We start from the raw sequence: 14,108 nt of genomic DNA on the forward strand, positions 1-14,108 counted from the left end.
GCTTGGCATACCCTCACCGGCATTCCAGGCGTTGCGCCGACCAGCGCTATCTGATTTCTCTATCGGAGAGCGACCGCCGCGGCAAGAGGTGCGCTGAATCGCTAAAAACTCCGACACAAACAATCAGAAAGCGAATTTTGCAGCCAGTTGAACAAGTCGAGGAGCAGCCGCACTGACGATGGTTCCAAAAGCTGGGTCTTGCTTCTGTCCATCAACGGCCGCAGGGCCGAAGAATTGGGCATGATTGAATACATTGAAACCCTCGAACCGAAGATCGAGAGATTTGGAGTCGTGAATGCGGATGCTCTTTTGCAGACTGGCATCGTAATTGTCGATCCCAGGACCGTAGAAGATGCGTCGCTTCGCGTTCCCTAGTTGACCGAGGATCTCATCGGGGAAGCTCGCGGTGTTGAATGCCGGCTTCCCGTTGCGGCCATTTTTGTTGATTTGTAAATCTCCAGGGATATATCGCGGCGTGTCGATGAGAAAGTTGTTCGCACCATTTCCCAGCGTTCCGAGCAACGAATTATCGGAGTTGTCGGAAAGTGTGACGGGAAGGCCGCTTGCAAATCGAGTTGTGCCGGAGAGACTCCAATCGCTTGTCCATCGGTTTGTATGGTGCAATAGCCTTTCGAAGGGCAACGCAACGCTGTATGTGGCTACGAAGTCATGCTTCATGTCATACGCGGAGATCGCTCGTGAGTGGCGTGGATCGATAGGATCGAGTTGCTCCCCAAGGTTCGAGCCCTGATCGATTGATTTCGAATACGTGTAGCTGAGAAGAAAAGACGAGCCTGCGTGCTGGTACTTCAGGATAGTTTGCAAGGCGTTATAGTTGGAGTTCGCAATGGACTTGTCTGCGGTGTTATTGCCATAAGCTGGACCTTGCCCAATACGGGTTCCTTGAATGGTTTGACCGCTTGCATTGGTATAGGTTCCGTCCTCTCCAAATGGGCCACAGCCCGAGAGAGATAAGCAAAGTGTCGGGTCGCCTGCATTTGCCGAAACGAGCGTGAGCAGATGATGTCCTTGATTTCCAACATAGCTCGCAGTGAAGACAATGTTGCGCGTTATCTCTCGTTGGATCGAAAGCATGTAGTTGTTGATGTAGGGAACGCGATTGCGATAGTAGAAGAAAGGGTCCGCCGCAATCGGTGTGAAATTTGACCAGTCTACGTTATTGTCCGGATTGGACGTTGAGACGTTGTTGGGTGGGAATGGAAACGGAAACCGCTGCCCGTTATCGAAGCCTGTCGCAGCGGTAATGAACGGGGTTCCAAGCAGTGGAGGGGCGGGGCTGAGATAGTTATAGCCGAAAGGAGGAACTGCATACATGATGCCAGCAGCGAGACCGGGGAAGGCAGTGTAGAAGATACCGTAGCTGGCACGAATGCTACTCTTCCCCGACTCGCCGAAAAGCAGTCTTCCGAACCCGTTCTCCAGATGCGGTGCATAAGCCAATCCAATGCGAGGCGCGAAGTTCTTGAAGCTCGTCGGAGCAAGCGTCTGCGGTACGCCAGGATCTCCGGCCACAACGAAGCCCGGAGGAGCTCCCGGGTAGAGAACCGATTGCCGGCCGGGAATATAGGTCTGGAGTTGATGGTTCTTTTCGGACCAAGGTTCGATGATGTCCCACCGTAACCCTGCGTTCAGGGTGAGACTGCTACTAATGCGCCAGCTATCCTGACCGAAGAAGCCGAGGTAGTGATTGCGCAGATAGAACGGCTGACCAGACGATTGTGTGAAGTTGCTGGGAGTACCAAGAAGGAGGTCGGCATAAGCGGAGCCGGTCTCAGTGCCGTTGATATTGAAGGTTCCGTTGAAGGTTGCGTTCGGATGTTCATTGACCTGATCTTCATGGAACTGCACACCTACCTTGAGGGTATGCGAGCCGAGCACCCGTGAGAAGCCATCGCTGACGTAAAAAGTATTGTTAACCTGAGTTTCATTCGTGATGGGAACCCCCATGACGAATGTAGGGAACGTTATGTTCTCGACTCCTTCGAACTGTGGGGCCTGTACAAAGATTCCGGACGTTCCCGCTCCGGTAGCAAAACCCTGCGATGCAAGCGAGACGCCAAGACCACCTTTCGGCTGACCAACCACGTTCGCATAGCGAAGATATCCCGCGTCGAATTCATTCACCGTATTCGCACCCACTACTTTCGTATCCGATAACGAGAAAAGTTGAGCGCGGCCGATTGTGAGAGCGTCAAAGCCGGGGATTGAGGCTCCGCCCTGTGCGCCAGGGTAGGGGTTGTCGAGCGTGTAGTCATCCACGAAGTAATATCCCGAGATCCGGCCCAGGCGGGTGTCGGCGTCCAGTCGGAACGAGCCTTTGTCATCCCGGTTTGTCTGCGCGAAGGCTGAGCTCGAGAACTGTGTCACATTTACGTTTGGCTTGGGGATGTACTCCAACAGAGACTGTCCGGACGCTGACCAAGCAGCTTTCGGTATAACCCCACTTGGAAAGACGCTGCTGTAAGCCTCGCCAGAGGATACGGTGTAACCGAGCTTTTGCGAGAGCAGCGACGCTAGATAGGGACCGCTTACTTTGCCGGTAAGCTCGTCGGCAAAGTTGCCAGAGCGTTCGGCAAGGGTCGGCACCGAGATGTTACCTGTGGAGACGCCTTGCGTCTTGCGGGTTCCCTGATAGTCGGAAAAAAAGAAGAGATTCGCTCGCTTGAGAAGACCGCCCACCGGTCCGCCAAGTGCGACGCCGAACTGATTTTGCTTAAACTCCGGACGCGTTGGATCAAAGTATCCCCTCGCGTCGAGCGCCGTATTACGGAAGAATTCGAAAGCTTTTCCATGAAACCGACCGCTACCCGATTTGGTCACAACCGTGACCATGCCACCGTTGTAGTTGCCGTACTCGGGATCGAAGTTATTGGTCAGGACACGGAATTGTTCGATGGAGTCAAGATCTGGAACAATTGAGGTGCCCCCATTCATGTGCTCCTGGACGTCTACGCCGTTCACCATGAAGCCGTTGGAGGATTCCCTCTGGCCGTTGATCGACACGTTGCCCGGGTTCTCGTCGCCAGAGGGAGAGATGCCACCTGTAACTCCCGCCATAATGACAGCGTTCGGAAGCAAAGTTGAGACGGGTGAAACCCCAGGCTGGATCGAAAGCAGGTCGGTGTAGCTTCTGCCGTTCAGAGGAAGTGCCGTCATCTGATCACCGGAGACGACCTCCCCAAGATGAGTTGCTGCGGTCTCAACCTGAACCCCCGTCTCGCTGGTCACGTTCACCGTATCGGATATATAACCGATCGTCAGAACAGTATCCACACGAACAACCGAGTCGGTGTCCACGTTTAGGTTGACTTTGCGTTGCAAGGAGAACCCGTCCGCAGAGATAGTCAAATCGTAATGCCCGACCGGTAGGTTCGGGAAGGAATAGAGACCTTGAGCGCTTGTGACAGCTTGGTAGCTCGTCCGCTGGGCTGTATTGACCAGTTTGAGAGCTGCTCCACGAACAACCGCACCGCTCGGGTCGGTCACCGTGCCCGAGATGCTTCCACCAGTTGCTGCCGAAAGTGGGACTGTCAGGGCAACGCAGAAGAGAAAACTGACGGATACGAGAACACGCCGGACTAAACGGAACGACACCTTGAACTTCGAGAACCGCACGTGCACCTCAAATCGCAGGGACGACGAGGCAGAATGGCTCAGGACACAGATGAGCGATCGGCCCCGTTTCCTCGCGGGGTAGAATCACAAAAAACTCATCTTAGGTAGGTCTCCTGACTTACAGGCGAGCTCATACTGCCAGCTCTAACTTTCGCCTTCCCCGATCATCGAGTGGCTTGTGAAAGTTCGTTCCTGATCACAGTGGCGGGACCGTGCCGGACTTACACCGGCTTCCCTGTTATGCCCTTGCGGACACCCAAGACGTCTTATTTATACAAGGCTATCACGATAACAATTGTGGTCTTGTCGACAGAAGGTTGCATTCGATACCTGTTGCTGCTGCAGCTATCATGATTCGTGGCGAAATGAATTGATTCCTCATCATTAACAGATATTGATTTGCTCTTGCGGCCGGGTTCGGCGAGCTGAGCATCGCGCTTCCAACTTCCAAATCCGTGGACGCATACATTGCCGTTGTGGTGCCATGTTGGGTCGGGATGATGATAGCCAGTGGGATGCGGTCCTGCTTTCACCACGGGAACAATGTGCTCCTCTACGAAAGCTAGCCGCGCACATTGGACTGGCATTTCTTAAGTTCGGTAGGGGTTTGCATATCCCTGTTTGGCGTTGGTTCAGGCTCTCGAGCCTCGCGCCTCTTTTTAGTCCGAAATGTCGCTCGACACGTAAGGACAGAATCCAAAGTTATTCAGCGGGATTAGCTTCAGTAGGACACCATCGTGTGCCACGAGATGATTCAGCCTGCCTCGCTTGGTTTACTGAGCAAATAGGTGTCCATGATCCACCCGTTCCTCTGTCGCCTTTCATGGCGAACTTCTTCAATCCTGCTCGCGATCTCACTGAGCTTTCCAGATAGGAGGATCTCTTCTCCCATTCCCAGATAAGCGCCCCAGAAAATATCAAGCTCTTCATCGAGTACGTTGTTGAAAGAGCATTGCCCATCCAACATCACAATCGTTCTTGCCGCAGCGCCACTCAGGCCAGCAGAGAGTTGGCGACCTGTCGTAATGACGATTGATTCACCTATCCCATTCAGAGTGATTTTGTGGCGGGCGGCCAAAGCTTGAATGCTTGTAATGCCTGGGATGACCTCGAACTCAAAACAAAGCCTTCCACGAGCCGTTATATGTTCGATGATTCTGAGCGTACTGTCGTACAGCGATGGGTCTCCCCACACCAGGAAAGCACCGCACTGATCCTCTTCAAGTTCCTTTGCGACCATCTCTTCATAGACCAAGGCCCGCTGCCGATGCCAGAGTTCAACTCGAGTTGTGTAATCCGATATGGTTGGGTCGCGGACAGGATCATCTACCTCCACCACCCGATAGGACCTATTCTCGACATATCGTTCACATATTTCTTTTCTAAGGGTTACGAGGTCCTGCTTCGCTTCGCCCTTGTCCATGAAAAAGAACACGTCTACGACGTTCAGTGCTTTAATCGCCTGCACCGTGATGTATTCCGGATTGCCGGCACCAATGCCGATCAGATAAAGCTTTCTCATAGGTACCGTTTCTCCGTGGGATAGACAGCGCAGTCAGGGGTCGTCATTTACAGGAATTCTGTGAGTTTTTGAAGCACGTCATCCGGTCGGGCTAAGGTCGGTGAGTTGTATTTCCGTGGGCGATCGATCATGACAACTGGAATCCGGAGGGCTCTCGCAGCCTCGATTTTTGAATATGTTGCTGTGCCACCGCTATTTTTGGACACTATCAGGCTAATGAACTCATCGCGAAGTATCTGGAGTTCATCGTTGAGATGAAATGGGCCACGTTTCAGCATCAGTTTCGAGTTGGCCGGCAACTTTTCGTTCGGCTCATCGATGGCACGTACCAGAAACCATGCGTCTTCGCAGTTGGAAAATGCGCCAAGCTCCTGCCGTCCGATCGAGAGAAACACTCGGTTGCGTTTATGGTTCACCATTGACGCGGCGGCTTGTACTTCAGGTACAGCGCACCAGCAATCGTGCTCCTTTGGCTCCCACGGTGGGCGCTCCAATGCGATGAGCGGAACGCCTAAGGTTTTGCAGGCCAACTCGGCGTTGCCACTTATCTTCGAGGCGAAGGGATGAGTCGCATCGATGACCACCTCGATATTTTCATCGATCAAATAAGAGATCAATCCAGTAGCCCCACCGAATCCTCCAACTCGAACAATCCCCACGGGTAGTCTGGGCCGGCTCACTCGGCCGGCGAGGGATGAGATTACCGTCAAATCAGCTCTGGCTGCCAATTGCGTGGCAAGCTCTGAGGCCTCGCTTGTCCCACCCAGAATCAGAACTCGTGGCGAGTGACTTCGAGTTGGATTTGTAACGGATTGCATCTCGATAACCTTGTCTGCGTCCATAGAGCTATTCCTTGGAAGTATCCGTACGATCCCTCGCCGTCGAATAGAGGTAGCTCTCACCGAAGGGCGACTGGCCGAGAGATCTACCAACCAGAATGAGGGCATTGCGATCTATACCCGATGCCTTGACCATCCCATGGATGGTCGACAGTGTGCCGCGCAGGATGCGTTCGTCGGGCCAACTGGCCCGGAAGACGACGATGACGGGACAGTCTTCGCCGTAGAGTGGTAACAACTGCGAGGACACCTGGTCGAGGTTCATGATGGAGAGATGAATGGCGAGCATCGCGCCGGTGCGGCCCAGCGTTGCGAGGTCTTCTCCGGCAGGCATCGGTGTGGATCTTGTCGAGGTGCGAGTGAGGATTAGTGTCTGAGCCACGTTCGGCAGCGTGAGTTCCTGGTTGAGAGCAGCGGCGGCGGCGGCGAATGCAGGAACACCCGGAGTGACATCGTAAGGAATACCAAGCAGCTTCAGGCGGCGAATCTGTTCTGCCATCGTGCTCCAGATGGAAAGATCACCGGAGTGGATGCGAGCGACATCAAGTCCTTTTGCGTATGCCTCGGCAATCTCCGTGATGATCTCATCAAGGTTCATCTCCGCCGTATCAACAATGCGGGCGCCGGGTGGTGCATGGGCAAGTATTTCCTTGGGCACGAGCGATCCGGCATAGAGACAAACCGGTGAGTTGTGGATATGATCCCGGCCCCGCAGGGTAAGGAGGTCAGCGGCTCCTGGGCCTGCGCCGATGAAGTGGACGATCATGGACGCACCGTTATGGGAAGCGCCGCGACGGCACAGGTACAGAAGCGGCCTTTCGTTTGCGGTGCGATGAGACGCGCAGAGGGGCCAAGCGACACCAGCGCAGAAGCTTCCGCAACATTCGCGGTTCCTGTTTTCGAGAGAGCCAATGGCGAGTGTGCGGTGACTCCCGCGACGCTTGCAAGGATGCTGGCCGGGAAGAGCACGAGACGAAGCCCCAGTTTCGAGGCTACAATCTCGCCTATCGAAGCGCGACGGTCGAGCGTCGCGATCATCGTGCCGGAAGGTATCTGATCGACGGATGCTTCGATAAGTCGGATGACATCGTCGCTGCAGGCGCGAGAGGAGCAGCCGATTCCGATGGAGAAACGCTCGTGCTGGATCATATCGGTCACGCTTTGGTCACCGTCCACTGAGTAATCGGCATCATCGGTCGCCATCCATACAAGCCGCCGATCAGATCGGCTCGGGAAACCGTCATGCGCATCAGATCGCCTCCATAAAGTGTATGGCGCGTGATAAGGCTCGCTTCGCTCTGGAGCGTGACTGCGTTTGCAACCAGACGACCACCGGGGGAAAGCTTCGCCCAGCAAGCGTCGAACAGCTCATCGCTGCCGACGCCTCCTCCGATGAAGATCGCATCCGGCGGGCGCAGGCTTGCAAAGGTGGCGGGTGCAGTCCCTTGGATGACCTTCAAGGTCGGCACACAGAGCCGCGCGGCATTCTCCCGGATTCGAACTGCCCGGTCCTCTCGTGCTTCGAAGGCGATGCAGGAGCACGATGGATGAACACGCATCCACTCGATACCGATCGATCCGGTACCGGCTCCGACGTCCCAGAGGGTTTGGTTTGGTAGCGGGGCGAGCCGGGCGAGCGTCACCGCGCGAACCTCCCGCTTGGTCAACTGCCCATCTGTATCAAAGGTATCGTCCGGTAAACCCGGAGCGAGGGACAGCGGCCTGCCCGTCGTGTCGGGAGCGCAGAGTACTGCCATGAGATTCAGCATGCCGCACTCCTTGTTCAGCCAGCATGCCGCCAGTTCCCTGATGCTGCGCTCTGAGGAACCGCCCAGATTCTCGAAAACATCAATCTTGCTTGATCCATAACCAGATTCCGTCAGAAGCCGAGCGACGGTCGCCGGCGTGCTGCCGTCTTTGGAGAAGATTACAAGGCGTTGATCAGGATAGAGATGGCGAAGCAACTGCTCTACCGGTCGGTTGACAAGCGTAATCAGGGTTGTCTCCGCCATCGGCCAACCAAGTCGCGCACAGGCGAGAGAGAAAGCGGAAACCTGCGGAATAACGCGAAACTCGGTTGCGACAATGTCGCGGGTGAGAGGTACTCCCACACCATGGAGCATCGGATCGCCACTGGCGAGCACAGTCACTCTCTTCTTTCCGCGATACTCCGTGAGGATTTGCTGAACGGCTGGGGTCATCGGAGAAGGCCAAGGGATACGGGTTGCAGAAGAAACGGCAGTTGGTACGAGGGCAAGGTGGCGAGCTCCTCCGTAGACCAACTCAGCGGACTCGACCGCTCGTTTGGCCTCATCGTTCAGTCCGTCCCAGCCATCTTCGCCGATGCCTACGATCGACAACCAATGCTCAGCGGCAGTCATGCGCCATAACTCCTATTGCCATAGCTCCGGGGAGTGTAGATGAGCTTCCTGGCGTCCGACAATGCAATCGCCCGAGTTGTTGAGGAGCCTATGAGGACGATGGTTTGCATATCGGCCAGCGAAGGATCGAAGTGCTCAAGATCGGTAATAATAGTTCGTTCGTCGGACCTGCCGATACTGCGTGCAAGGACAACAGGCGTCTCAGGGTCTCGGTGTTTGGCGATGATCGTCCGCGCCTCGGCGAGCTGCCATAGCCGTTCCGATGAGATCGGGTTGTAGATTGCGATCGCGAAGTCGGCGGATGCCGCCGCTTCCAGTCGCTTCACCACGATCTTCCAGGGTTTGAGCCGGTCGGAAAGCGAGATGACGCAGAAGTCGTGCCCTAGAGGAGCTCCCACTCTCGAAGCAGCTGCCTGCATAGCCGACAATCCGGGAATGATGCGAATGTCCAGCGAGCGCCAGGCTGGCGGTCCCTGGTCCACACATTCCAGAACAGCCGACGCCATGGCGAAGATGCCCGGGTCTCCAGATGAGACGACGCAAACGCGACGGCCTAATTCAGCAAGCGAAAGAGCGTGTCGTGCGCGGTCCGCCTCAACCTTGTTGTCGGTGCCGAAGCGGCGCTGACCGGATCTCACGGGGATTCGATCGAGATAGGTGTGATAACCCACGAGGTCGGTCGCCTCGGTCAGCGCTTGCTGAGCTTCGGGCGTGATCCAACTAGCAGCGCCCGGGCCAAGACCGAGCACGGAGATCCAACCAGCACTCCGAATGGTTTCTTCCCGCTGGGACTGACTTGCATCGGGAATCAGGATGAGCGAAAAGTAGGGGACATGGATCGGGTCGACTTCGCGGAGCGGGATGATGCGTTCGGCAGCCATCGTTGCTCGTTCGATGAAGAGTGCTTTGTCCGCGAGGCCGGCCGTATCGATGGCCCGCTTTACCTTTGCGAAGTTTCGGCCGAGCTTCATGATGGCAAACGCGCCCTGCTGGCTTAGCTTTGCGATCAATACGTCTTCCGAGAGAGTTCCGGGTAGCACCGTGAACTCGGCGTCCCTGCGGACCAGTGGAGTTCCAAGCTGTGCGGCTGCGCCCATGATTGAGGCGACTCCGGGAATTACCTGCGTGGAAAAGCGATGAGCGAGACGGTCATGAAGATACATATACGACCCGTAAAAGAAAGGGTCGCCTTCGCACAGGATGGCCACATCACGACCGTCTGCAAGGTGGTCCGCGATGCGTTCGGCCATCTCGTCATAGAACTGCGACAGCGCCACCTCGTATCCTCCGGGATGGTCAGTCTGCTCTGTCGTAACTGGGTACATCATCGGAAGCTCGATCTGGCCATGAATCAGTTCTGCGCAAACGATCGAACGAGCGTTGCTCTGTCCATGTCTGGCACACGGATAGGCAACGACCTGCGCCTGCCTGAGCACACGCTGCGCTTTGACCGTAATCAGTTCCGGATCGCCGGGACCGACACCGACTCCGAAGAGACGTCCGCTTCGTGCGTCTACGCTCATTCTTCCTCACTCGCGAGCGCGTTGACTGCTGCCGCGGCAATGGCGCTGCCGCCGCGGCGTCCTCGAACTGTCAGGAAGGGTAATCCAAGCCGATTGGCGGCAAGTGCTGCCTTGGATTCGGCCGCGCCTACAAATCCAACAGGAATACCAATGATAAGTGCTGGTCGCGCCGCTCCATCCTCAAGCATGTCGAGTAGATGGAACAGCGCGGTGGGAGCGTTCCCGACAACAACAACCGAGCCAGCGAGTCTATCCCGCCATAACCCGACCGCGGCGGCACTGCGAGTCGTGCGGAGCTTCGCCGCGAGTTCCGGGGTTCGTGCATCGCTCAATGTGCAGATGACCTCGTTATTCTGTGGGAGCCTGGAACGCGTGATTCCATTCGCCACCATCGTCGCATCGCAAAACAATGGTGCACCCGCGAGCAGCGCATTGACGCCCGCCGAGGCGGCATCCGGCGACGCCTGGACATCCTGCGGCAGGTCCGTCATGCCGCACGCATGGATCATGCGGACGACGACGCGAGCAAGGTCGGTCTGAAAAGCAGATAGATCAGCCTCTCTTCTGATGATGGAAAAAGACTCGCGATAGATGGCCGCGCCATCCTTGACGTAGTTCATCGGGCAGCGACCTCGGACAGCAAATTTTCATGCAGCGCGGCGACCACATCGAGTGCGAATTCACGCGAACAGTCGGACGCCACACGACGTCCCTCGATATTGAGGGTGTAGCCCAACGGGCCGGCGACAAGTTCGGCGGTCGCGCCGTGCCGTCGGGCGCATTGTTTCTCGCATCCGGAAAGGTTCACCGTCCATCCGGAAGGCGCAGCGTGGCCTAAAAGACGCCGCGCGAGCGACGCTGCGTCGCCGCGCACATCGGCTAGCGACGCCTCGCACCCATTGTTGCCGGCGCAAGCCGCAATTCCTTGAAAACCGTCTCGTCCTTCACAGGACAATCCTATGGTGTGGAGGTGATCAACGATCTTGTTCACCGCACTCTTCGGGATAGAACCCAGGACGATACCACGCCATGGAGCAAGCCGAAGATCGCCTTCCCACTCGTTCGCCGCGTCAGCGAGATAGCGCGCCTGTCCCGGTGTGAGCCTACCGAGTGGAACAGATGGGACGATGCTCCTTCTGTCGCCACCTTGAGCCGTTGGATAGATACCAATGAGGGCCTCATTGACTATGGGTGAGGGAGGCTCAACGGGGGACGCCATCAACAAGTGTGAGAGAGCTCCGGTAATATGTTCCAGTGTTCCTGAGATTGTTGCTATAGCTTTCGCCCGAACTGGTGCGCCGGACTCAAGCGCGAGTTCAATACACATCTTTGCTGCTGCCAAGATACATTCGACGGCGTTGGCGCGTTTCACCACAAATCCCGAAGAGGTTCCGCCGATAGAGAGGTAGAAATGAGGTGAATCGTCGAAGCTCGCTGCCTCAAGAGAGATATCGTCGAGATCGCGGCGGAACCGTCTCGGTCCGCCGTGGATTGCGAAGCTGAATTTGGGGTGGAGATTTGCAAAGGCCGGTTCCGCACGCAACTGTCGATCCAGTTCATGAACCAGTGGTCGCGGATCAAAAAGTTCCTCGGTGTCGAGCCCCGCAATGGGGCTAGTGACAATATTGCGTACACGATCATGCTGCGGCGAGGGCAGGAGACCTGCCAAAGAAATGCTTTCTATGACCTGGTCAAGGTCTTGATTCCGAATCGCTCGCAACTGAAGGTTCGCCCGCGAGGTGATTTCGATGGTTTCGCCAGCAAAGCTATGCGACAAATCGGCGACAGCCCTGAGTTGATTTGGCTCAATCAACCCTCCCGGCACCCTGATGCGAATCAGTAGACCGTCTTTCGCCTGGACCGCATGAAAGACACCTGGACAGAAGTGCTCCCCAACTCTCATGGAGCGCCTGCTTTCTGAGCGATAGCGGGGAAGATCGACCTCGGCCTGAACACGTGCACCTCACTGAAGCGGGGAAGGAGGTACAAGGCTCAAAAGACCTATGAGCGATTGCTTTCCGTTTCCACGCGGACAAGAATCAAAACTCTATCTGAGGTAGGTCTCCTGATTGACAGGCTGAGCACACTTTCATGCTGCTCTGGAATCTTCGCCTTCCCCGGAATAACCGAGTGGCTTACGAAGAATCCGTCTCCTGAACACAGTGGCGGGACCATGCCGGACTCACACCGGCTTCCCTGTTACGCCCTTGCGGGCACCCCAGAATCTTTACCTAATCTACCAGACTAATATCGTCTGGCTTTAATTTTCATACCCCGAAAACGAGCAACCGCTGCTTCGCAGGCTCCAAAATCCGCCGTTCCATCGAAGGTCCGTGATCGACACAGGTGGGATATCGATACGCCAGAACGATTGTGCGGGAGCCTGCAACGTGAGAACTACAGCGGCGCGAATCACTGCGGGATGCGTGACAACGAGGGTGTGACCGGAGCCGTGCTGCCCAGCCAGCCAGCGCTTGATGCGGGCGAGGAAGTTTGCAATAGACTCGCCGCCATGCGGTGCGGCATCAATATCGGTGAGCCATCGACGGACGCCGTCCGGGTCCGTGGACTGAACTTCGTCCAAAGACTTACCTCGCCATGAGCAGTAGTTCAAATCCTTCAGTTCCGCGGAGAGGATCGGGTCGAACCCCAAGGTGTTAGCCGTCTGTCTTGTTCTCTGCTCGGGCCCAGCATAGACCTGACGAACTCGCGGCGGAACCCAGCCAATCGACCTAAGTTTTTCAACTTCGCGTGGCTCAATAGGTTCATCGAGAGGAAAAGCTGATCGCCGCACAGCCGCGGTCGGCGCGTGACTGATAAACGTGATCCGTCCTGGCAGATCGGATTCTTTCAAGGTGTCACCTCAGGAAAGCCTACCATCGACCGATGTAGCGGTCTTGACACACATCGGGTGGTTCACTACGCTCTGAGTCAAGCAATACCTTAGGAGACACCCTTAATGACTCAGCCTCTCGCTGGCTCGATCCCCCAGTCCGTATCTATACCGGTTATTCCACTGCGCGAGTTCTTGCCTTGGGCTTTATTCGGCGGTTTGCTGATGCTGCTTCTGATCTATTTCGTTGGTGCAGAACAGGGAGCCACATCCCTTATTCATGGCCGAATAGTCCACGAGTTTGTCCACGACGGACGGCATCTTCTCGGCTTTCCTTGCCACTAGCCAAGCACTTATGACTCGTACCCTGCTTGTTCGCGGTATGTTGGTCGGCCTCGTGGCCGGCCTTTTTGTCTTTGCCTTCGCTCGGTGGACCGGGGAGCCGCAAGTCGATAGGGCAATCGCTTTTGAAACCAGCATGGATCACGCGAAGGGTGAAAGCCCCGAGCCTGAGATGGTCAGTCGCAGGATTCAGCGAGGCATTGGACTCCTAACAGGCTCGGTAGTTTACAGTTCTGCTCTAGGGGGCATCTTCGGGCTGGTCTTCGCCTTCTCCCAGGGCCGCTTCGGTTTCTGCAGTCCGCGCGCTTTGGCGTTACGGATCGCGGGACTGGGATTTGTCTCCGTAGCATTAATCCCTTCTCTCAAATATCCAGCGAGTCCACCTTCTGTCGGCAGTCCGGAGACAATAGGAATACGTACCGCAGCATATTTTCTCGCGATCGCACTATCCCTGGCGGCCATGATTTTTTCTCTGCAACTGGCCCGTCGGCTGACTCGGCGATTTGGAGTCTGGAATGGCTCCTTGCTGGCAGTGTTCCTGTTCTTCTTACTAACGATTGTGTTCTCGAGATTTCTTCCAGCTATCGATGAAGTACCGCCGACCTTTCCTGCGAGTCTGCTCTGGAAATTCCGGATTGCATCCTGGGAGATGCAGCTGCTGCTTTGGAGCACGCTTGGGGTCCTGTTCGGTTGGTTGACCGAGCGCGACCGGAACGCGCATTCGCCGGTCCGTTAGAGCAACCTGCTCCCAAGTAACCCGACGGCGTGGTACAACTGTTTCAGACCCAAGGTGCCCACAAGGGCTGAAAAGGGAAGTCCGGTGCAATCCCGGTGCGGTCCCGCCACTGTAAACGAAGATGAGTCGCCAAACATCCACTCGGCCGTCAGGCCGGGGAAGGAGGAGGCTCGGCAAAGGCAACAAGTTGCCACTTCGAAGCCAGGAGACCTGCCCGGGGTACATAGCAATTTTCTGCGGAGAACAGAAACCATGCGCCTGACCCCGGCACCATCAACCCGTCCTATTACCGTCAA

The 14,108-nt window shown here is 56.1% G+C and carries 12 protein-coding genes and 3 riboswitches; of the genes, 2 read left to right on the forward strand and 10 right to left on the reverse strand.

From position 1 onward, the window contains the following. Positions 1–123 precede the first annotated feature (123 nt). From BDD14_RS07480 to BDD14_RS07525, 10 genes are all read right to left on the reverse strand, one after another. Positions 124–3,636, reverse strand: a complete 3,513-nt coding sequence (locus BDD14_RS07480) for an outer membrane beta-barrel protein (protein WP_242617806.1) — start codon at positions 3,634–3,636, stop codon at positions 124–126. A gap of 86 nt (positions 3,637–3,722) precedes the next feature. Beyond that, a riboswitch (cobalamin riboswitch) is annotated at positions 3,723–3,911 on the reverse strand. 479 nt (positions 3,912–4,390) lie between these two features. Then, the gene (gene cobF / locus BDD14_RS07485; RefSeq protein WP_130418250.1) at positions 4,391–5,158 is read right to left on the reverse strand and encodes a precorrin-6A synthase (deacetylating); all 768 of its coding nucleotides are present in this window, start codon (positions 5,156–5,158) and stop codon (positions 4,391–4,393) included. Positions 5,159–5,205: 47 nt separating this feature from the next. Further along, positions 5,206–6,000: a cobalt-precorrin-6A reductase gene (locus tag BDD14_RS07490; protein WP_242617807.1), complete on the reverse strand. Its 795-nt coding sequence runs from the start codon at positions 5,998–6,000 to the stop codon at positions 5,206–5,208. Positions 6,001–6,004: 4 nt separating this feature from the next. Further along, a complete protein-coding gene (gene cobM, locus BDD14_RS07495; RefSeq protein ID WP_130418251.1) occupies positions 6,005–6,763 on the reverse strand; it encodes a precorrin-4 C(11)-methyltransferase in 759 nt (252 codons plus the stop codon). After that, entirely contained in the window at positions 6,760–7,146 is a 387-nt protein-coding gene (locus BDD14_RS07500) for a cobalamin biosynthesis protein (protein WP_242618234.1), read from the reverse strand. The genes cobM and BDD14_RS07500 overlap by 4 nt, the downstream gene beginning before the upstream one ends. 5 nt (positions 7,147–7,151) lie before the next feature. Beyond that, positions 7,152–8,378, reverse strand: a complete 1,227-nt coding sequence (cbiE, locus tag BDD14_RS07505; protein ID WP_130418253.1) for a precorrin-6y C5,15-methyltransferase (decarboxylating) subunit CbiE — start codon at positions 8,376–8,378, stop codon at positions 7,152–7,154. Further along, positions 8,375–9,901, reverse strand: coding sequence for a precorrin-2 C(20)-methyltransferase (locus BDD14_RS07510; RefSeq protein ID WP_130418254.1), 1,527 nt, complete (start codon positions 9,899–9,901; stop codon positions 8,375–8,377). Before BDD14_RS07510 ends, cbiE begins: the two co-directional genes overlap by 4 nt. Continuing rightward, positions 9,898–10,521 carry a precorrin-8X methylmutase gene (locus tag BDD14_RS07515; RefSeq protein ID WP_130418255.1) on the reverse strand — a complete coding sequence of 208 codons (624 nt, stop codon included), beginning with the start codon at positions 10,519–10,521 and terminating at the stop codon, positions 9,898–9,900. Before BDD14_RS07515 ends, BDD14_RS07510 begins: the two co-directional genes overlap by 4 nt. After that, entirely contained in the window at positions 10,518–11,804 is a 1,287-nt protein-coding gene (gene cobG, locus BDD14_RS07520) for a precorrin-3B synthase (protein WP_130418256.1), read from the reverse strand. Before cobG ends, BDD14_RS07515 begins: the two co-directional genes overlap by 4 nt. A 135-nt stretch (positions 11,805–11,939) precedes the next feature. Beyond that, positions 11,940–12,137: riboswitch (cobalamin riboswitch) on the reverse strand. Between the two features lie 24 nt (positions 12,138–12,161). Next, positions 12,162–12,755 (reverse strand): histidine phosphatase family protein, encoded by a 594-nt coding sequence (locus BDD14_RS07525; protein ID WP_130418257.1) that lies wholly within the window; start codon positions 12,753–12,755, stop codon positions 12,162–12,164. A gap of 105 nt (positions 12,756–12,860) precedes the next feature. Here BDD14_RS07525 and BDD14_RS07530 point away from each other — a divergent pair, with 105 nt between their 5' ends. Together BDD14_RS07530 and BDD14_RS07535 are read left to right on the forward strand one after the other, a co-directional pair. Beyond that, positions 12,861–13,079: a CbtB domain-containing protein gene (locus BDD14_RS07530; protein WP_130418258.1), complete on the forward strand. Its 219-nt coding sequence runs from the start codon at positions 12,861–12,863 to the stop codon at positions 13,077–13,079. Between the two features lie 10 nt (positions 13,080–13,089). Continuing rightward, the gene (locus BDD14_RS07535; protein ID WP_130418259.1) at positions 13,090–13,812 is read left to right on the forward strand and encodes a CbtA family protein; all 723 of its coding nucleotides are present in this window, start codon (positions 13,090–13,092) and stop codon (positions 13,810–13,812) included. A 35-nt stretch (positions 13,813–13,847) separates the two neighbouring features. Further along, positions 13,848–14,044, forward strand: a riboswitch (cobalamin riboswitch). Positions 14,045–14,108 lie beyond the last annotated feature (64 nt).

Source organism: Edaphobacter modestus (assembly GCF_004217555.1).
GTDB lineage: Bacteria > Acidobacteriota > Terriglobia > Terriglobales > Acidobacteriaceae > Edaphobacter > Edaphobacter modestus.

Excerpts from the sequence above, each read along its gene's own strand:
- cobF (WP_130418250.1), bottom strand. The coding sequence starts at position 5,158 with ATGAGAAAGCTTTATCTGATCGGCATTGGTGCCGGCAATCCGGAATAC.
- BDD14_RS07490 (WP_242617807.1), bottom strand. The coding sequence starts at position 6,000 with ATGGACGCAGACAAGGTTATCGAGATGCAATCCGTTACAAATCCAACT.
- cobM (WP_130418251.1), bottom strand. The coding sequence starts at position 6,763 with ATGATCGTCCACTTCATCGGCGCAGGCCCAGGAGCCGCTGACCTCCTT.
- BDD14_RS07500 (WP_242618234.1), bottom strand. The coding sequence starts at position 7,146 with ATGATCCAGCACGAGCGTTTCTCCATCGGAATCGGCTGCTCCTCTCGC.
- cbiE (WP_130418253.1), bottom strand. The coding sequence starts at position 8,378 with ATGACTGCCGCTGAGCATTGGTTGTCGATCGTAGGCATCGGCGAAGAT.
- BDD14_RS07510 (WP_130418254.1), bottom strand. The coding sequence starts at position 9,901 with ATGAGCGTAGACGCACGAAGCGGACGTCTCTTCGGAGTCGGTGTCGGT.
- BDD14_RS07515 (WP_130418255.1), bottom strand. The coding sequence starts at position 10,521 with ATGAACTACGTCAAGGATGGCGCGGCCATCTATCGCGAGTCTTTTTCC.
- cobG (WP_130418256.1), bottom strand. The coding sequence starts at position 11,804 with ATGAGAGTTGGGGAGCACTTCTGTCCAGGTGTCTTTCATGCGGTCCAG.
- BDD14_RS07530 (WP_130418258.1), top strand. The coding sequence starts at position 12,861 with ATGACTCAGCCTCTCGCTGGCTCGATCCCCCAGTCCGTATCTATACCG.
- BDD14_RS07535 (WP_130418259.1), top strand. The coding sequence starts at position 13,090 with ATGACTCGTACCCTGCTTGTTCGCGGTATGTTGGTCGGCCTCGTGGCC.